The organism is Ruegeria sp. CDSC021 (genome assembly GCF_059610845.1).
Window position 1 is genome coordinate 168375 of the sequence record NZ_JBXWOK010000001.1, and the last position, 17918, is coordinate 186292.

Annotated in this window: 21 protein-coding genes; 14 read left to right on the forward strand and 7 right to left on the reverse strand. The window is 57.0% G+C overall.

The features are described from left to right. Window positions 1-36: 36 nt before the first annotated feature. From ccmA to AC2FGB_RS00850, 6 genes are all read left to right on the forward strand, one after another. Window positions 37-651 carry a heme ABC exporter ATP-binding protein CcmA gene (ccmA, locus tag AC2FGB_RS00825; protein ID WP_142633088.1) on the forward strand — a complete coding sequence of 205 codons (615 nt, stop codon included), beginning with the start codon at window positions 37-39 and terminating at the stop codon, window positions 649-651. Continuing rightward, complete coding sequence (gene ccmB / locus AC2FGB_RS00830) at window positions 648-1304, forward strand: heme exporter protein CcmB (protein ID WP_282021834.1); 657 nt, start codon at window positions 648-650, stop codon at window positions 1302-1304. Before ccmA ends, ccmB begins: the two co-directional genes overlap by 4 nt. Before the next feature lie 61 nt (window positions 1305-1365). After that, window positions 1366-2139: a heme ABC transporter permease gene (locus AC2FGB_RS00835; RefSeq protein WP_142633092.1), complete on the forward strand. Its 774-nt coding sequence runs from the start codon at window positions 1366-1368 to the stop codon at window positions 2137-2139. After that, window positions 2136-2294, forward strand: coding sequence for a heme exporter protein CcmD (ccmD, locus tag AC2FGB_RS00840; protein WP_281971899.1), 159 nt, complete (start codon window positions 2136-2138; stop codon window positions 2292-2294). Before AC2FGB_RS00835 ends, ccmD begins: the two co-directional genes overlap by 4 nt. Beyond that, window positions 2287-2826, forward strand: a complete 540-nt coding sequence (locus AC2FGB_RS00845) for a DsbE family thiol:disulfide interchange protein (RefSeq protein ID WP_496688484.1) — start codon at window positions 2287-2289, stop codon at window positions 2824-2826. The genes ccmD and AC2FGB_RS00845 overlap by 8 nt, the downstream gene beginning before the upstream one ends. Window positions 2827-2841: 15 nt before the next feature. Next, window positions 2842-3495: a hypothetical protein gene (locus AC2FGB_RS00850; RefSeq protein WP_496688482.1), complete on the forward strand. Its 654-nt coding sequence runs from the start codon at window positions 2842-2844 to the stop codon at window positions 3493-3495. Window positions 3496-3667: 172 nt separating this feature from the next. Here the strand turns inward: AC2FGB_RS00850 and acnA are convergent, their stop codons facing one another. Continuing rightward, on the reverse strand, window positions 3668-6358 hold the full coding sequence (acnA, locus tag AC2FGB_RS00855) for an aconitate hydratase AcnA (RefSeq protein WP_496688480.1): 2691 nt from the start codon (window positions 6356-6358) through the stop codon (window positions 3668-3670). 227 nt (window positions 6359-6585) lie between these two features. On the opposite strand from acnA, the gene AC2FGB_RS00860 reads away from it, so the two are divergent. Next, on the forward strand, window positions 6586-7287 hold the full coding sequence (locus AC2FGB_RS00860; protein WP_281994442.1) for a DUF1223 domain-containing protein: 702 nt from the start codon (window positions 6586-6588) through the stop codon (window positions 7285-7287). Here AC2FGB_RS00860 and AC2FGB_RS00865 read toward each other — a convergent pair whose 3' ends face one another. The 4 genes from AC2FGB_RS00865 to purB all read right to left on the reverse strand — a co-directional run bounded on the left by AC2FGB_RS00865 (window position 7288) and on the right by purB (window position 11511). Further along, on the reverse strand, window positions 7288-8211 hold the full coding sequence (locus AC2FGB_RS00865; protein ID WP_142633100.1) for a lysophospholipid acyltransferase family protein: 924 nt from the start codon (window positions 8209-8211) through the stop codon (window positions 7288-7290). It abuts the gene before it with no gap. Window positions 8212-8317: 106 nt separating this feature from the next. Continuing rightward, on the reverse strand, window positions 8318-9409 hold the full coding sequence (locus tag AC2FGB_RS00870; protein WP_281994443.1) for a flagellar motor switch protein FliG: 1092 nt from the start codon (window positions 9407-9409) through the stop codon (window positions 8318-8320). A 69-nt stretch (window positions 9410-9478) separates the two neighbouring features. Beyond that, window positions 9479-10024 (reverse strand): tetratricopeptide repeat protein, encoded by a 546-nt coding sequence (locus AC2FGB_RS00875; protein WP_496693384.1) that lies wholly within the window; start codon window positions 10022-10024, stop codon window positions 9479-9481. Window positions 10025-10206: 182 nt separating this feature from the next. Then, the gene (purB, locus tag AC2FGB_RS00880) at window positions 10207-11511 is read right to left on the reverse strand and encodes an adenylosuccinate lyase (protein ID WP_496693385.1); all 1305 of its coding nucleotides are present in this window, start codon (window positions 11509-11511) and stop codon (window positions 10207-10209) included. Between purB and AC2FGB_RS00885 the strand changes: the two genes are divergently transcribed. From AC2FGB_RS00885 to AC2FGB_RS00905, 5 genes are all read left to right on the forward strand, one after another. Continuing rightward, complete coding sequence (locus tag AC2FGB_RS00885; RefSeq protein ID WP_496693386.1) at window positions 11502-11933, forward strand: hypothetical protein; 432 nt, start codon at window positions 11502-11504, stop codon at window positions 11931-11933. The genes purB and AC2FGB_RS00885 overlap by 10 nt on opposite strands. After that, entirely contained in the window at window positions 11930-12352 is a 423-nt protein-coding gene (locus AC2FGB_RS00890) for a DUF6314 family protein (protein WP_496693387.1), read from the forward strand. The genes AC2FGB_RS00885 and AC2FGB_RS00890 overlap by 4 nt, the downstream gene beginning before the upstream one ends. 75 nt (window positions 12353-12427) lie before the next feature. After that, the gene (locus AC2FGB_RS00895; protein WP_142633110.1) at window positions 12428-13015 is read left to right on the forward strand and encodes a biotin transporter BioY; all 588 of its coding nucleotides are present in this window, start codon (window positions 12428-12430) and stop codon (window positions 13013-13015) included. A 136-nt stretch (window positions 13016-13151) separates the two neighbouring features. After that, entirely contained in the window at window positions 13152-13709 is a 558-nt protein-coding gene (locus AC2FGB_RS00900) for a hypothetical protein (protein WP_246097122.1), read from the forward strand. 10 nt (window positions 13710-13719) lie between these two features. Continuing rightward, the gene (locus tag AC2FGB_RS00905) at window positions 13720-14058 is read left to right on the forward strand and encodes a hypothetical protein (protein WP_496693388.1); all 339 of its coding nucleotides are present in this window, start codon (window positions 13720-13722) and stop codon (window positions 14056-14058) included. A gap of 6 nt (window positions 14059-14064) precedes the next feature. Here the strand turns inward: AC2FGB_RS00905 and AC2FGB_RS00910 are convergent, their stop codons facing one another. After that, window positions 14065-15279 carry a bifunctional alpha/beta hydrolase/OsmC family protein gene (locus AC2FGB_RS00910; protein ID WP_496693389.1) on the reverse strand — a complete coding sequence of 405 codons (1215 nt, stop codon included), beginning with the start codon at window positions 15277-15279 and terminating at the stop codon, window positions 14065-14067. Window positions 15280-15511: 232 nt separating this feature from the next. On the opposite strand from AC2FGB_RS00910, the gene AC2FGB_RS00915 reads away from it, so the two are divergent. Beyond that, window positions 15512-15694 (forward strand): hypothetical protein, encoded by a 183-nt coding sequence (locus AC2FGB_RS00915; RefSeq protein ID WP_496693390.1) that lies wholly within the window; start codon window positions 15512-15514, stop codon window positions 15692-15694. Window positions 15695-15698: 4 nt separating this feature from the next. Here the strand turns inward: AC2FGB_RS00915 and dddP are convergent, their stop codons facing one another. Further along, window positions 15699-17042: a dimethylsulfonioproprionate lyase DddP gene (gene dddP, locus AC2FGB_RS00920; protein WP_496693391.1), complete on the reverse strand. Its 1344-nt coding sequence runs from the start codon at window positions 17040-17042 to the stop codon at window positions 15699-15701. Between the two features lie 122 nt (window positions 17043-17164). On the opposite strand from dddP, the gene AC2FGB_RS00925 reads away from it, so the two are divergent. After that, the gene (locus tag AC2FGB_RS00925) at window positions 17165-17908 is read left to right on the forward strand and encodes a heme-dependent oxidative N-demethylase family protein (RefSeq protein ID WP_496693392.1); all 744 of its coding nucleotides are present in this window, start codon (window positions 17165-17167) and stop codon (window positions 17906-17908) included. The last annotated feature ends 10 nt before the right edge of the window (window positions 17909-17918 follow it).

A 17918-nucleotide genomic window follows, 5' to 3' on the forward strand; every position in this document is an offset into this window, starting at 1 on the left:
CTTTTGCCTCTGACGGCAATAGGATAAGCGGGATTCATGACATTGACCGTGACCGACCTGTCGATCGCCCGAGGGGGCGTTCCTGTGCTGGAAAATCTCAGCTTTTCGCTGGAGCCCGGAAAGGCGCTTATCCTACGCGGGCCGAACGGGATCGGTAAAACAACGCTGCTGCGAACGCTGGCAGGCCTGCAGCCTCCGCTTGAGGGGCAGATCGACGGGGCTGAGGACCGGATCGCCTATGCCTCACATTCCGACGGACTCAAGCCGACTCTGACCGTGGTGGAAAACCTGTCGTTCTGGGCGCAGGTCTTCGGCAGTCACAGCATTCAACCGGCCTTGGACGCGTTTGCTTTGACTGAGCTGTCGGATCGCCATGCCGGCAATCTGTCGGCAGGCCAGAAACGTCGATTGGGGTTGGCGCGGATGTTGGTCACCGAACGACCCATCTGGATGTTGGATGAGCCCACTGTGTCGCTGGATAAGAATGCAGTGCAGATGTTTGCAGACGCGGTGCGCGCGCATCTGGGGCAGGGTGGGTCTGCCTTGATTGCCACCCATATCGACCTTGGTCTGGACGGAGAGGTCCTGGATGTGGGGCCCTACAAGGCTAAACCGAAACCTGTCGATGATCTCGACGGAGGTTTCCTGTGATCGCCCTGCTTTTACGTGATTTGAAACTGGCCTTCCGTGCGGGCGGAGGGTTCGGCCTTGGCCTGGCGTTTTTTCTTATCGTCACCGTGCTGGTGCCTTTTTCAGTTGGCCCGCAATCCGCGTTGTTGTCCACGATTGCACCTGGCGTGCTATGGCTGGGGGCACTTTTGGCCTGCCTTCTGTCACTTGACCGGCTGCTTGCGCTGGATTGGGAGGACGGCTCGCTCGACCTATTGGCGACGGCGCCCCTGCCGTTAGAAGCGGTCGTAACGATCAAGTCTTTGGCGCATTGGCTGACTACGGGCTTGCCACTGGTTCTGGCCGCGCCCTTCCTGGGCGTTCTGCTTAATTTGCCTTTGCCCGGCTTTTTCTGGCTTGTCGTCTCACTTTTGATTGGCACGCCCGCGATGAGCGTCATCGGAACCTTTGGTGCCGCTCTTACGGTCGGCTTGAAACGCGGCGGATTGCTGCTGTCGCTTCTTGTGCTGCCTCTTTATGTACCGACATTGATCTTCGGGGCCGAGGTCGCGCGCCGCGGCGCAACCGGAATGGAAACGCAGACACCCTTGTTGATGCTGGCTGGGATCACTGCGGCGACGATTGCCCTGTTACCTTTTGCCAGCGCCGCCGTGTTGCGCATTAACCTACGGTGACACAGTGTAACTTTGACGGATGTCAATTGAGAATGAACCCGACTCGGACTAGATAAGGCCCATGTCTATCGCAGCCAAAGCCAATACCCTCTGGGAATATGCCAATCCGCGCAAGTTTCTTGCCACCAGTGAACGGGTGATGCCGTTCTTCTGGGGCGCGGCTTTGGTTTGCATCGTCATTGGTCTGGTGTGGGGATTTTTCTTCACACCCGATGATTACAAGCAGGGATCGACCGTCAAGATCATTTACCTGCATGTGCCCGCCGCACTGATGGCGATTAACTGCTGGCTTATGATGCTGGCGACCTCTCTGGTTTGGCTGGTTCGCCGTCATCATGTCAGTGCGCTGGCTGCGCGCGCGGCCGCACCTGTGGGCATCGTGATGACATTGATTGCGTTGGCAACCGGGGCGATTTGGGGGCAGCCTATGTGGGGCACCTGGTGGGCCTGGGATCCACGTCTGACCTCATTCCTGATCCTGTTCCTCTTCTATTTGGGCTATGTCGCCTTGTGGGAGGCGATCGAAGACCCTGATACGGCTGCCGATCTGACCTCGATCCTGTGTCTGGTGGGGTCGGTCTTTGCTATCCTCAGCCGTTATGCGGTGAATTTCTGGAATCAGGGGCTGCATCAGGGCGCTTCTGTCCTGCGGGCTGGTGCCGTGACTGGAGCGGATACCGAAGAGAAGGTCAGCAATATCTATTTCTATCCTCTGCTGCTCTGCATTGTCGGGTTCGTGTTGTTGTTCATCGCCTTGGTACTTTACCGCACGGGTACTGAAATTCGCACGCGTCGGACCAAGACTCTGCTGGCGCGGGAAAGGGCAAACGGATGATCCCTGATCTTGGAAAATATGCCGATACGGTGCTCTGGTCCTATGTGGTTTCCATCGGGCTTTTGCTGGCGCTGGTTCTGGTCAGCGTGATGAGGGGCCGCAGGGCGCAGGCTGAGCTGGAAAAAGTTGAACAAAGGATAAAGCGCAATGGCTAAGATCTCGCCCCTGATGATTGCGCCCCCGCTGATCTTTGGCGCCTTTGCGGTCCTTGCCGGTATTGGCATGTTCCGCGATGACCCAAACGCTTTGCCCTCGGCGCGTGAGGGTCAAACCGCGCCGCCGGTTGTGTTGACTGAGTTTGCAGGCAAACCGCAGTTCGACGATGCAACGCTGCGCGACGGAGAGGTCAAGCTGGTGAATTACTGGGCCAGCTGGTGCGCGCCCTGCCGGGTAGAGCACCCGAACCTGCAAGCCCTGTCGGATGAAGGCATCCCTGTCTATGGCATCAACTACAAGGACAAGCTGGAAAATGCCGAGGCTTTCCTGAATGAACTCGGCGATCCCTATTCGGCCATCGGACGGGATGAACAGGGGCGCATGGCGCTGGACTGGGGTGTTTACGGCGTGCCGGAAACCTATGTGGTCGATGGCGACGGAACCATTATCCTGCGTTTTGCCGGGCCGATTACCCAGCGCGTCATCGAAAAAACCATCAGGCCCGCTCTGGAAAAGGCTGCGGCCGATTAACGCTGGTAAGGATTGATGGATAATACCGGACTTCTGAACGATCTTGTCACAATCACCCGCCTTGGTGCTGTTACCGTAGTTCTATGGTTCGGCACCCGCATGTGGGAGGTCTGGCAAAAAACAAAACAACGTCGTGAAGATCGGGATGCTTTGTTGCGGGCGCTTTTCGCCGAGGTGGATTTCAACACAAGCGATCTGACGCGGTTTCTGGAAAACGCGCCGCCTCTGACGCAATTCGAATCCCTGTTTCAAAAGAAGGGGTACATCCCGCATGTCACCGACGCCCGGCATACCGATGTCTATAGATCAGGCATCAAAGATCTGCATTTTCTGGAAGACGGGCTGATCTCGGAATTCGTGAAATTCTATGGCGGTCTTGAAAAGATCCGAACACAGATCGAAGGGCTGCATAACGCAAGTTTTCTTAAGATATCGGTGCCGGGCAAAGTGGGCACGATCCGCGGCCTGTATAATACGAGTGAGGCTTGCGAAATGGCCGGTCACAGCATTCTGACGCAGATGGAACGCAACTATACCGATCTCAAATTAAAAAGGCGCCCTGAACATCTGTCCGGGCACCTGAGCGGTGATGAGAGTGAATTATCAGCCAGATTAACGGCTTTGACGTCAAACCTGGATCGGATCAGGGCCAAAAAGCATGATTCATAGTCTCCTCTGTGTGACCAATATATAGGCGCGTCACGTCTTACTTTCAAGTGAATGATGCGGGTGCGGCCTGCCTGTAAGGGCAACGGTATTCGCTTAAATCGCTCTTGTCATCAGGGTTCTGAAACTAAAAAGGGCGCCCGGTTGGACGCCCCTTTTTATTCGTTGAAAGGTCTTAGTCCGCTTTGGCCAGGTTCCGCAGCACGTAATGCAGCACACCACCGTTTTCGATATATTCGATCTCGGGCGCGGTATCGATGCGGCACTTGAGGGTGATGGTCTTTTCCGAACCGTCACCGAAAGTGATGGTGCAGGGCACCTCTTGCAGCGGCTGGATCGTATCCAGACCGTGGATCGAGACGGTTTCATCACCCTTCAGCCCCAGCGTCTTGCGCGAGTCACCACCGGTGAATTCGAACGGCACAACGCCCATGCCAACCAGGTTCGAGCGGTGGATACGCTCAAAGCTTTCAGCGATGACCGCTTTGACGCCCAGCAGGGCCGTGCCCTTGGCCGCCCAGTCACGTGACGAACCCGCGCCATACTGCTCACCACCGAAAACAACCAGCGGTGTGCCCTGTTCCTGATAGGCCATCGACGCGTCATAGATCGAGGTCTGCTCGCCATCGGGGCCTTTGGTATAGCCGCCTTCAACCGCGTCCAGCATCTCGTTCTTAATGCGGATATTGGCAAAGGTGCCGCGCATCATGACCTCGTGGTTGCCACGGCGCGACCCGTAAGAGTTGAACTCGCGCGGTTGCACCTGACGGTCGGTCAGGTACTTGCCAGCGGGTGTGGTTGTCGCAAAGGAACCAGCGGGTGAGATGTGGTCGGTGGTGACCATATCGCCCAGAATGGCCAGAACCTTGGCGCCTTCGATGTTCGAAATGGTGCCGGGCTCGTGCCCCATGCCCTGGAAGTAGGGCGGGTTCTGGATATAGGTCGAGGTCGGTGGCCAGTCATAGGTTTCGGCATCGGTGGTATCGACCGCTTGCCATTTCTCGTCGCCTTTGAAGACGTCTGCATATTTCGACAGGAACGCCTCACGGGTGACCGTCTGTTCGACCAATTCCGCCACTTCTTGCTGGGTTGGCCAGATGTCTTTCATGAAGACATCATTGCCGTCCTTGTCCTGACCGATCGGTTCTGAGGTCAGGTCGATATCCATCGTACCGGCCAGCGCATAGACCACGACCAGTGGCGGTGAGGCCAGGTAGTTGGCGCGAACATCCGGACTGATACGGCCTTCGAAGTTGCGGTTACCCGACAAGACCGACGTGGCTACCAAATCGCCCTCGGCAATCGCCTCAGAGAGCTCTTTCTGGATTGGACCCGAGTTGCCGATACAGGTGGTGCAGCCGTAGCCGACAAGGTTGAAGCCGATCTTGTCCAGATCTTCCTGCAGGCCAGCGGCCTCAAGATAAGCAGAAACAACCTGCGATCCCGGTGCGAGCGAAGTTTTGACCCAAGGCTGACGGTTCAGACCCAAGGCTGCGGCTTTGCGGGCCACAAGACCAGCGCCGATCATGACATACGGGTTCGAGGTGTTGGTGCAGGAGGTGATCGAGGCGATCACAACCTTGCCCGATTCCAGGGTATAGTCTTCGCCTTTGACGGCGACTTCCTTACCCATGGGTCGCTTGAACGTCTCGGCCATTTCCCTGGTGAACGCCGCCTTGGCACCGGTCAGAGCAACATAATCCTGGGGGCGCTTTGGGCCCGAGATCGCGGGAACGATGGTGCGCATGTCCAGCGACAGGGTGTCGGTGTAGATCGGTGCGTAATCTGCGTCGCGCCAGAAGCCGTTTTCCTTGGCATAGGCTTCGACCAGCGCGATGCGATCTTCGTCACGGCCGGTGTTACGCAGATAGCGCAGCGTTTCACCGTCAATCGGGAAGAAACCACATGTCGCGCCATATTCCGGGGCCATGTTGGCGATGGTTGCCCGGTCGGCCAGCGGCAGACGGTCCAGACCTTCGCCGAAAAATTCGACGAATTTGCCCACAACACCCTTTGCGCGCAGCATTTCGACGACCTTCAGAACCAGATCGGTTCCGGTGGTGCCTTCGACCAGATCACCGGTCAGCTCAAAGCCCACGACTTCGGGGATCAGCATCGAGATCGGCTGACCCAGCATAGCGGCTTCGGCCTCGATCCCGCCGACGCCCCAGCCCAGAACGGCCATGCCGTTGACCATGGTGGTGTGGCTGTCGGTGCCGACCAGCGTGTCGGGATAGGCAACCTCGTTGCCATCCTGATCCGTGTCGGTCCAGACTGTCTGCGCCAGATATTCCAGGTTTACCTGGTGACAGATCCCGGTTCCGGGGGGCACAACGCGGAAGTTGTTGAAGGCACCCTGACCCCATTTCAGGAACTGATACCGCTCCATGTTGCGTTCGTATTCGCGGTCAACATTCATCTGGAACGCGCGCGGGTTGCCGAATTCGTCAATCATGACCGAGTGGTCGATGACCAGATCAACGGGGTTCAACGGGTTGATCTTCTGCGCGTCACCGCCCAGAGCCTTGATACCATCGCGCATGGCGGCCAGATCGACCACCGCCGGAACGCCGGTGAAATCCTGCATCAACACGCGGGCAGGGCGATAGGCGATCTCGCGGGGGTTCTTGCCACCTTTGGCGCCCCATTCGGCAAACGCCTTGATGTCGTCGACCGAGACGGAAAATCCGTCATCTTCGAACCGCAACATGTTTTCCAACACCACCTTCAGGGCGGCGGGCAGTTTCGAGAAATCACCCAGGCCGGCCTCTTGCGCGGCGGGGATCGAGTAATACGAGATGGACTTGCCATTCACGCTCAGGCTGCGGCGTGTCTTGGCGGTATCCTGTCCGACTTTGATGGGCATCTGTGGCCTCCCTCTCAAATGACGTGGAATATGGGATTCGCTGAGGGCTATCTGCATCACCCAAGCGCGCGGTTCAAGGTCCAACAGACCAGGTGCGGCAATTTTTGTATACCATTGCACACATTTTTGCGAAAACTTTGTGTCACCGGTCTCAAGAAACCTTGATTGGTGCTTGATCAGCGTTCCGTCTAAACCAGTAATGCACCCCATGAAACCCGAGAGCAAACATGTTCAAATCTGCAACCGCAACCGCGTTGGCGTCCCTATTCCTGGCTACTTCGGCCATTGCAGAAAGCGGACCCGTAGTGGTGGAGCTGTTCACCTCGCAGGGATGTTCGTCCTGCCCCCCGGCTGACCGGATCATGCACGATCTGGCCAATCGGGATGACGTCATCGGGTTGGCGCTGCATGTGGATTATTGGGACTATATCGGATGGGAGGATGAATATGCCGACCCCACCCATACTGAGCGTCAGCGCAGCTATGCCGGAAATTCCGGGCGTACGGTGATCTATACGCCTCAGATGGTAGTGAATGGTCAGCAGGATATTGTAGGGGCAGATACGGCAAAGCTGGATTACCTGATCGGCGACCATTCCAAGGCCGCTCCGCAGGCGTCGGTTTCGGCCTCGCGTACAGGAGATAACGTAACTGTCGGCGTTTCCTCGATCAGTTTGCCACCGGATCAGGTCTATGACATCCGGGTGGTGCAATACACGCCAATGCGCCATGCTTCGATCCGGCGCGGAGAGTTGGCCGGACAAGAACTGGATTATGCCAATGTGGTCGAGGCCTGGACAGTAGCCGGGCAATGGGACGGGACAGCGCCTAAGACCTATAAGGTATCTTTGACGTCAGGTTTACCGGCCGTTGTGTTGGTGCAAGGGGTTGGCCATGGGCCGATTATTGCGGCAGCACGCGTTCGCTGATCAGGGCATGTCTTTGGCTTGGACGCCTAGCCCGTTCCAGGTTTTCCAGCGACGATGAATCCAGAACCACTGACCCATATGCTGTCGGACAACGGCCTCGAGGTCATCATTGGTGAACTGGGTCATCGTCTTTGGATCCGTATGTGGGACCGGTTCGTGCAGGATGATTTCGAAATCAACCCCATTGGGCTGACGCACCGCATAGCACGGAATCAGGACGGCTTTGTATTTCATTGCCAGTTCAGCATTCAAAACCGACGTCACGGCCGGTTTGCCGAAAAAAGTCAGTTCTTCCCCGCCATGTGCGTGCAGGTCTGACACAATAGCGATGATCCCGCCTTTTTTGAGTGTCCGCACCATTTCGACCATCCCGCGACGGCCTTGTTCGAACATCGGGGCGCCGGTTTTGTAGAACGCATCGACATACATGTCGTTGAAGTAGGGGTTCGCCATTCGACGGTAGAGGCAGCCAATAGGCTGACCGCTGCGTTCTTGAAGGGCGATACGCGCGGCCAGGTAATGGCCGAAATGCGCAGTGATCATCATCACAGGTCGCCCCTCTGCCAAGGCGGAATCAAAGGCAGCAAGGCCCGTACCCGTGACTTTGGCAAAGCGTTGGCGTTCTGTGAAATCCTCGGGCGAGAAGTGCTCCATGATCGCGCGTCCGGCGTTGTCAGGAACGGCCTTGCAGATGCGTTTCACTTCGGATTCAGTCAGGTCCGGGCAGGTGAGTTTCAGATTGCTGCGTACTCTTTTCGAGAACCCGACCAACGGTGCAAGGTTTCTCGCTATGGCGCCCATTGTGGCAATGCGTGTCTCATAGGGCAGCAACCGTAACGCTTTGATAACGCCTTTCAGGAACATGCCGGATACATAGTATTTGCCAAGCTCGGACCTGCTTAGTTCAGACTTTTCAACGGGCATCAGAAGGTCTCGGCGTCTGTTGTGAATTGCCGGGTCAGACATACAAGCCGATCGCGGTAACCACAAGCTTTCTGCTCGGCCAGAAATTTTGGCGCGCTTTCTCTCTTTATTCGTCGCCGTCATCATCCCGGAGCGTGATGGTTCCCTCATCGACAAGTGTCCGGATGGCGCCAATGATCTGGGTCATCGCCTCCTCTGCATCGGGTTGTTTGATTTTTCCGACCTCATCCATTTCTTCGCGCAGGTTTTCGGCCATACGCGACGACATGTTGGACAACAGGTAGTCAACCGATGCCCTGTCTCCTTCCGTTTCTGCACCGGCGAGCGCTGTAACCAGGACGGGTTGTTCCACACCGCGTAGAATGGCCGGTACATCACGGGGCAGAATGCGGGACGGGATATGGGCGAAGGTGAAAATGGATTGGCGAACTATGGTGGCAAAATCGGCGTCCTCTTCTTCTAATGCGCTCAGCAGGCCGTCCCGGGTCGAAGCAGCGGACTGATTCAGTATCGCGCCAACGCGGGCACCCGGTCCGTCGGCAAACGCTGTGGCAGGGCGCTGATCCATCTGAGCCGCCAGCGACCATCCGATCCGCTCGACGGCCTCTGGGCTGACATTTGCTGTTTTCGAAACCGCATAGGTAATACGCCGAGCAACTGGGCCGGGAAGGTGCCCTAGCAGTTGCGCAGCTTTGGCGGTTTCAAGTTTCGATAGCATCACGGCCGCAATCTCAGTGCTTTCGGCCTGCGCCATTTCGGCCAGATCTTCTGTAGGGATCTCTCGCAATCGCTGCCAAGGATCGCCGATCTGGCGTATGCCGGCCACTTTACGCAAACGCGCCGCAGTTGCCGGGGCGATTTTGCCGTTCACCACATCCAAAGCGCCCGCCAGACCATGTGGAAAGGACAGGCCAACACTGTCCAGCGCATCTGCAAATTCACCGGCAACAGCGTCCAAGGTAACCCGGTCGACAAGGCCCATTTTGCCCAGTTGGTGGGTTAGCTTTTCCTGTAAATCGTCGGGGAGCTCTTCCAGCGGAATGTCCGCCCCATCATTCAGCAAGAGACGCACAACCACCGCCGCCTTTTGTCGGCTGCTGAGGCTGCGGGCCACCAAGCGAAGGTCGTCATCGTTTTCTTTGGCCAGCTGGGCAGAAGCCCCCGGGGCCACCTGTACCAATGTGTTTGTGTTCTGCATCTGCCTGCGGTGCCAAAGTTCCTGTTCCACAGGCAGATTACAGAGAGTCGGGTAAAGAAAGGCTGAAGCTTAGTAGTTGTAGGTCAGTCCGGTGCGGACCGCCTCGCGCAGGGAAACCTCTGCCCAGGTTCCTTCGCCGCCACGTGCTTTGATTTCACGCCACTGCGCAATCGCCAGATCAGTTTTGCCCTCGGCGACAAAGCCTTGCGCCATATAGGAACGTGCCAGGATATTGTCGGGATTTGCGTTAATTGCACCTTCATAGAACAGGTTGGCCAGTTCCAGCTTGCCCATCTTCCGATAGGTAAATCCCCAATAGGTCAAGACGCGATCGTCATTCTGGTCCATCACGCGCAGCACGCCTTGGGCGTTTTTGAACTGCCCGTCATAGGCCAGTTCACGCACGGCGTGGTACAGCTGATCCTGAGTGAAATTGGTGTTGCTGGGCTTTACGCATTTGCCCGCGGCCTCATCATAGACCCGTCCGAACAGACATTTCTTGGTGGTGTTTGTTGTTTTTGGCGGCGTCGATCCCCCGCCGCCACCTGCGGCATGAACCATGGGGGCAAATGTAAGGGCCTGAATTGCAATAACCGAAGCTAGGATGAGGCGCATAATTGGTCTCCGTTCGTAGGGCTGCTCAGAATAAGCATAGCGCGTTCTATACAAAAGCTAACAACTGATCGCGCGAATTTATTCACAAGTTAGAAAGCGGGAATGATCCTGCCGTGATCAAGCAAAGAAAAACCCGCACAAAAATTTTGTGCGGGTCAGTATTGCAGAGTCTTTACGAAATTTTATTCGCCAAACACCCGGGCAAAGATCGTATCGACATGTTTGGTGTGATAGCCGAGATCGAATTTCTCTTCGATCTCCTCCTTGCTCAAGGCGGCGGTCACGTCAGTATCCGCCAGAAGTTCTTCTTTGAAGTCTGTGCGGTGTTCCCAGACCTTCAACGCGTTGCGTTGAACCATAGCATAAGCCTCTTCCCGGCTGACCCCTGCCTGCGTCAGCGCCAGCAGAACCCGCTGGCTCATCACTAGACCGGGGAACTTGTTCATGTTCTCCATCATGTTCTCGGGGAAGATCAGCATTTTGTCGATCACGCCCGTCAGTCGAGCCAGAGCAAAATCCAGTGTGATCGTGGCGTCCGGCCCAATCATGCGCTCCACCGAGGAGTGCGAGATGTCACGTTCGTGCCAGAGCGCCACATTCTCCATCGCCGGGATCACCGCCGCGCGCACCATGCGCGCCAGCCCGGTCAGGTTCTCGGTCAGTACAGGGTTCTTCTTGTGCGGCATCGCCGAAGACCCTTTCTGCCCCATCGAGAAGAACTCGGCCCCCTCAAGAACCTCGGTCCGCTGCATGTGACGGATTTCAATGGCAACGTTTTCGATGCTGCTGGCGATCACGCCCAACGTGGCAAAGAACGCGGCATGGCGATCGCGGGGGATGACCTGCGTGCTGATCGGTTCGGGCACCAGTCCCAGCTTGTCGCAGACATGCTCTTCGACCTGAGGGTCGATATTGGCAAAGGTGCCGACCGCGCCGCTGATCGCACCTGTTGCAATCTCGGCCCGTGCGTCGCGCATGCGGGACAGGTTGCGATCCATCTCGGCATAGAAGCGCGCGAATGTCAGGCCCATTGTGGTGGGCTCGGCGTGGATGCCGTGGCTGCGGCCGATGCGGACAGTGTCCTTATGTTCGATCGCGCGGCGTTTCAGAGCGGCCAGCAAACCTTCGAGGTCGGCGATCAGGATGTCGGCAGCGCGGGTCAGCTGAACGTTGAAACAGGTATCCAGCACGTCCGAGCTGGTCATGCCCTGATGCACGAAACGCGCCTCATCGCTGCCGACATGCTCGGCCAAGTGGGTCAGAAAAGCGATGACATCGTGTTTGGTGACAGCCTCAATCTCATCAATGCGGGCCACATCGAATTCCACATTCTTGGCCTTCCACACGGCCTCGGCGTTTTCACGCGGGATCACGCCCAGATCGGCCATGGCGTCACAGGCATGGGCCTCGATCTCGTACCAGATGCGGAACTTCGTCTCAGGCGACCAGATGGCGACCATGTCGGGGCGGGAATAACGTGGAATCATTGGCAGCGGCACCTTTTTATGATTTGGCAGAGGTCGTTGCGGCGCGGTTTAAACCCAGCCGCCCTACGGAACAAGGCGCGAGTGCGGTGATGAGACGGTTTGCCCTGATTTTATCCCTTTGGCCTGGTGTTGCGGCAGCGACAGAGTTCTGGCCGCTGACGGGTGATGAAATTGCCGAAGCCTTGTCGGGCAAAAAACTAACTTATGGCGACGGCATCTGGCAAACATTCGACCAAAGCGGGGTGACCCATTATTTTTCGGGTCGTCCCAGCACCGGAAAGTGGGCCGTGCAGGGCGATCAGTATTGCTCGGTTTGGCCGCCTTCGGATATCTGGGCGTGTTATAATGTTCTGCAAAGCGGTGTCATCATTCGATTTATTGACGGCGCAGGCGAGATCACAGACGGGTATTATCCCGAATGACCTTTCCAAACGAACTGACCGACTTCGAAGGAGGCTGGAGCCTGTCACGCAACATTCGGGATGCGCGGGCCGGGCAGGTGGTTTTGGCCGATGGCTCTGCGCGATTCACCAGGTCCAAAGACGGTCTGATCTATGACGAGACGGTAACTCTGCGCATTCCGGGCCAGCCCGAGATGATGGGAACGCGCCGATACCTGTGGCACGACAAGGGCGAAAGCGTTGCGGTGCATTTTGATGACGGGCGCTATTTTCACACGCTCAGGCTGGGTGTGACGCAGGCTGCGGACCATCATAATTGCTCGCCAGACAGCTATGACGCAGTCTATGATTTCTCAGGCTGGCCCTGCTGGAGGGTCCGTTGGACCGTGTCCGGCCCCCGGAAATCATACGAAATGAATACGGAATACATGCTGCGGTAGCGTAATCATCTTGCAGATGCGGCGCTGACAGGGCATTCCTGTTGCAGAATCTCGATCCGTTTAGGGAGAAACAACATGAATGCGAACGTATTGGCCAATGCATTTGGCCCACGTGAAGGGACGGCGCTGCGCGTCAAACAGGTGGTTTTGGTTGCTTTGGGCATCGTTGCCTTGGCCGTCGCCGCCAAGATCAAAGTGCCGATGTGGCCGGTTCCAATCACCATGGGTACATTTGCGGTTCTGACCATCGGCACCGCCTATGGCGCACGGCTGGGTCTGGTAACCATGATGGGCTATCTGCTGATCGGCGCGCTGGGCTTTGACGTGTTCGCGGGCTCTTCGGCTGAAAAATTCGGCCTTACTTACATGATGGGTGGCACAGGCGGCTACCTAGTCGGATATGTGCTGGCAACCCTGATGCTGGGTACGCTGGCCGCGCGCGGCTGGGACCGTTCGGTCGTGAAAATGGCGCTGGCGCTGGTACTGGCCAACGTTCTGATCTATGTCCCCGGCCTGCTGTGGCTGGGCCAGCTCTATGGCTGGGACCAGCCGATCCTGGCATGGGGCCTGACACCATTCCTGGTGGGTGATGCGATCAAGCTCGCGCTGGCCGCGCTGCTGATCCCCGGCCTGTGGAAGCTGGTGGGCGACGCCCGCACCTAAACCACAGTCAACCTAGTTGACATGAACCGCGCCCGGAGCGATCCCGGCGCGGTTTTTTGTTGCGCCAACAAGAGGCTGGACAAAACCGGTCGACACAGTTCAAGCTGTAGCAATAGAAACAACAGGTTATTCAGATATGCCTAATCTATTGAGGGCTGTAACCCTTTCCTGCGCGGTTGTTTGCGCCGGGGCAGGGAGTGCAAAAGCCGAAACACCGATCACCTATACTGATGAAGGGCGCGCCTTGTTCAGCTTTGCGGTACCAGATTTTTGGTCGGTTCGTACTGGCGGCCCGCGTGAGGTCGATGACACCGAGCTGAACGATCCCCGCGCGGTTGCCCGGGTCATGGGGATCAAACCGGTAACGGATGACAACGTATGGATTGGATTTGTCTCGCCATCTGGTGTGTCATCCATCGACGGTGGCCTGCGATACCTTCAGGATATCGACAAGTTTCTGGTCAAAGATCCGATCGTTTCGGAAACAGTCGCAACCCGGATCGGAGGTCTGCCAGCGCGGGTTATCCGCGGTACCGGCACCCGTGATCGGCGGGGGATAAATTTCACGGCCACAGTGATTGACTTGCCGCGTGATCGCGTGGCTGTAGCAGTGGCCGTATTAAGAGACGGCGCCGACCCTGGCTATGTGGACGACCTGAATGCCGTATTCGCGTCATTCCGGTCGCTTCAGTGAGGAGGTTTGGATGACTCGTAAGCTGATGAAACGGTCGATCGCCACGCTGGTATTCGGTTTGACCAGTATCACCTTGTCTGCCTGCGACGGCGTGACGGTTGGTGTGGGATACGGATATGATCCGTTCTATGACTCGATGCTTTGGAACGACTACTATCACGACGTTGATGTGGACATTGATGTAAATCGTCCACCGCAGGGTAAGCCTCCGGTCAAACCCAAACCTCCGGTCACCAAGCCCCCGGCGCGCCCACGCCCCCCTGTCGCCAAGCCCCCGGCACGTCCACCGGTTGCCCGGCCACCAGTTGCCCGGCCGCCTATTCACCGCCCGTCACCGCGGCGGCGCTGATGCGGATCACGACAGCAATTCCGTCGTGATTTTCGCTGTTCCTTCAAGTGTCCTGTGAACAGGGCACTTGTCGGCGATTTCAAGCAGACGTGCGCGCTGATCCTGATCCAAGGGGCCCTCGAGCCGGATTTTGCGGCGGAACAGATCGACCTTGTTGTCAGTGATCAGACCCGCATCCTGTGCGTGGACCTTGTTATGGCAAACATCGACAGTGATGCCTGTTAGTGGCCAGCCCTTGCGCCGCGCATACATCCGGATTGTCATCGAAGTACAGGCTCCCAGACCCGATGACACAAAGCCATAGGGCGACATACCGCGGTCGGTGCCTCCATATGAGGCCGGTTCGTCCGCAACAGCATGATGCTTGGGGCCGGACTGAATGTCTTGCTGGAATCCGTTGGGATCGGCCTCTGTCACCCGCACTACGCCTTCGGGCGCACCCGGTGGTGGGGCAGGCGGGCGCAGCACCACATAGCGCGTAATCCAAGCCGCTATTACATCTGCAGCATATTCCGCATCCGCCGCGCGCGTAATCAGGTGATCAGCGTCGTCCAGCGTCACGAAGCTTTTGGGATGTTTGGCTGCCAGAAAGATCGCGCTTGCATTGTCGATACTAACCGTTTCGTCGCGTGGCGCATGAAGTATCAGCAGCGCTGCCTTCAAATCCGCAATCGCAGGGGTTAGCGCGGATTGGGCGATATCTTCGACGAACGCTCTGCCAATACGGAACGGGCGACCACCCAAAGTGACCTCGGCCGATCCCTCTTGTTGGATTTCCGACAGTGCGGCGTCGAAATGGTGCGAGACATGCCCTGGATCGGCAGGTGCGCCCAGCGTAACAACGGCCTTAACACTCGAAATACCAGCTCGGGCGCGCAGAACCGCTGCCCCTCCGAGAGAATGCCCGATCAGCAGAGACGGGGACATGTTCCGTCCAGCCAGATACCGTGAGGCGGCGATCAGATCCTCAACATTCGAGGTGAAAGTGGTGTTTGCAAATTCGCCGTCTGAATGACCCAAGCCTGTGAAATCAAACCGCAATACCGCGATACCCATCGCTGCCAGACGGGCTGCGATCCTGCGCGCGGCCGGGATATCTTTTGAACAGGTAAAGCAATGGGCAAACAATGCCGTAGCAAGGACAGGCCCGTCCGGCAGGTCGAGGCGTGCAGCCAGTTGGTGGCCGTCGTGACCGGCAAAGGTGATGCGTTCGGTGGGCATGGCAGTTCCTTACGTCATGAGGTGCCTCAATATTGTGGCCGCCAGCGAGGGGTCTCAACCCCTATGTAAGAAGCGTCACGGGAAGGTGAGACTGGGTCAGGGGCCGGCGGAGTTCTGGTGCGATAGATTGCATCAACTTTTGTGATGCATTGCCAATCAAACATTCACTTTAATAAAGCGAATGCCACCCTCATCTTGAGCCTGTCGAACACAACCAGCCACGGAGGCAACAATGGTACATCTCACTTCTCAGCCACATGGCACAAATCTTCGAGTAGATTTACTGATCGCTATCGCCGTAACTGCGGTCGTCAGTTTTGCCGCGGGTCAGAGCTGGACACAGCCGACATCTTTTGCCAGCGCGGAAATCGAGGACTGGCATGGGAACGTCAAACGGTCAAACTGGCCGAACTGAGGGGTCAGGCCAGCCCCATAAGCTGTGGGTCAAAGGGATAGGTGGACAGGTTTTCATACCCATCCTCAGTGATCAGAACCTGATCTTCGAGTTTGATTGAGAAATCTGCACCTATCTCGCCAACCGCGGCTTCGACGCACAGAACCATGCCCGGTTCCAGTTGGTAATCGTAGGCACCTGCAACGGCCTTGTCCGGATAGGCGACCAGAGGCCACTCGTCACACAGGCCAACGCCGTGCATCAGGCAACCGTATTTCTGATCCTGAAACTTGTCATCCAGCCTGTGACTGTTGGCGGTCAGTTCAGGGATCGTAACACCGGGTCTCAGCATCTTCATATTGGTCATGATATGCTCATGCGCGTGCTGCATGGCATAGACCATATCCGGGCGGGGTTTTTCGTCCCCGATCCACCAGGTGCGCGAGATATCGATGCAGATGCCGTAAGACCCGATCAGATCGGTATCGAAGGCGATGATTTCATTCTTTTGCGTGATCCGGGGACCACATTCCTGAAACCACGGGTTGGTGCGTTGGCCTGAGGCCAGCAGGCGGGTTTCGATCCATTCCCCGCCGCGCCGGATGTTTTCGGCATGCAGAATGGCCCAGATGTCGTCTTCCGAGGTTCTTCCGTCTCCGACATTAGCGCGGGCAAATGCCTCCATCTCGGCCACCGCGGTCTCGCAGGCGTGGTTGGCACATCGCATCGCCAGAATTTCGTCCGGGCCTTTCACGGCGCGGGACTTTTCAGTGACTTCCTCGCCTTCCATGATCTCGAACCCCTGGGCCTCAAGGGCGCGCAAACCGTGCAGCATGATCTTGTCCACAGCCAGCCGCTTGTTACCGCCGCCATGCGCATCAATCAGCGCCCGCACTTCGTTCGAGAGTACATCCGCGGCAACATCGACCTTGTCGCCGCGATCGAAATAGAACAGGTCGGCGCCCGAACGTTGTTCCTTCACTAATGGGTTGAATTTGCTTAGAAAAGGTGAGTTTTTATAATCCCAGATCACCATATACCCGTCGGCACATAACAGCACCGCGCGGAAGGGGTTATGCGTGTTCCAGAGCTGCATGTTGGTGCTGTCTGTGGCGTATCGAATGTTCAGAGGATCAAACATCAACAAGCCACCATAGCCACGATCAACGATGGCCTTGGTCAGACGTTTCCACCTAAACTCACGCATCCTCTCAAGGTTCGGCAAGGACAGCCCGGCGGCTTCCCATTCGGCGAAGGCCAGCTGTGTGGGGCCGATCTCGATCCGGTCCAAATCATTGGGCGTGCCGTCCCCAAGCGCTGTGCCTTTGGTGGGGTCGATCTTGCGGATATCTCTATGGTGACGGTTCATAGTAGCCCTCCCTGCCTGTCTATCGAGCGTGAAGAAGCATTCTTTCAGCGTCTTGATAATTTGCGACCGCCATCCGTCGCTTTTTGACCGACAAGTCGAAGTGCCGATGTTAGGTCGGGTTCATGACGACCATTTTGCAGACCTCTACTCCCTATGATCCTTTGAAACCCCGCCCGCTGCCGGGTATTCAGCCCGCCAGTATGGAAACTTGGTTGCATCAGGACGAAGCGTTCGCGGCCCAGATGGAATATCGGGAAGCGTTGCTGAAAGAGCGTCACGCTGATGTTCTTGCGCTGGCGCTCGAAGCCGAACCAGCCGCACAAGAAGTCTTGGACCTGGTGTTGCAATATGCGTACCCCGGATGCTCAGACCTCGTCACGAGAGCCGATGGGCAGAAGGTCCAGATTGATCGGCAGGCCCCAATGGAAACCCTTTGCAGACTGGTGCAGGAGGATATCTGTATCTTGCAAAAGCAAGGGGACGAACATGTTTTGACTGGCGCGGTTTTGTGTTTTCCAGCCAGTTGGCGACTGTCAGAAAAATTCATGCGTCCCCTGATCGACATCCATGTACCGGTCAACAGCTACGACGAAAGCATCGCGCGCCGTGTCCAGCGGTTGTTTGATGGAATTCAGCCCGATAAGCCGCTCTGGCGGTTTAATGCGCTGTGGTATGAGGATGCCGATCTGCATCAGCCTCGAAGCGCTACAGAACCGCGCGAGGTCAGTTCACCCGGAGCCGCGTGCTATTTGCGCAGCGAGAGGCAAACATTGTTGCGGCTGCCGAAAACGCGGGCTGTGGTTTTTTCGATCCACACCTATGTTCTTGAGGCTGGAAGCCTTCGCCAAAAAGAAAACCCCACCTGACGGCGGGGCT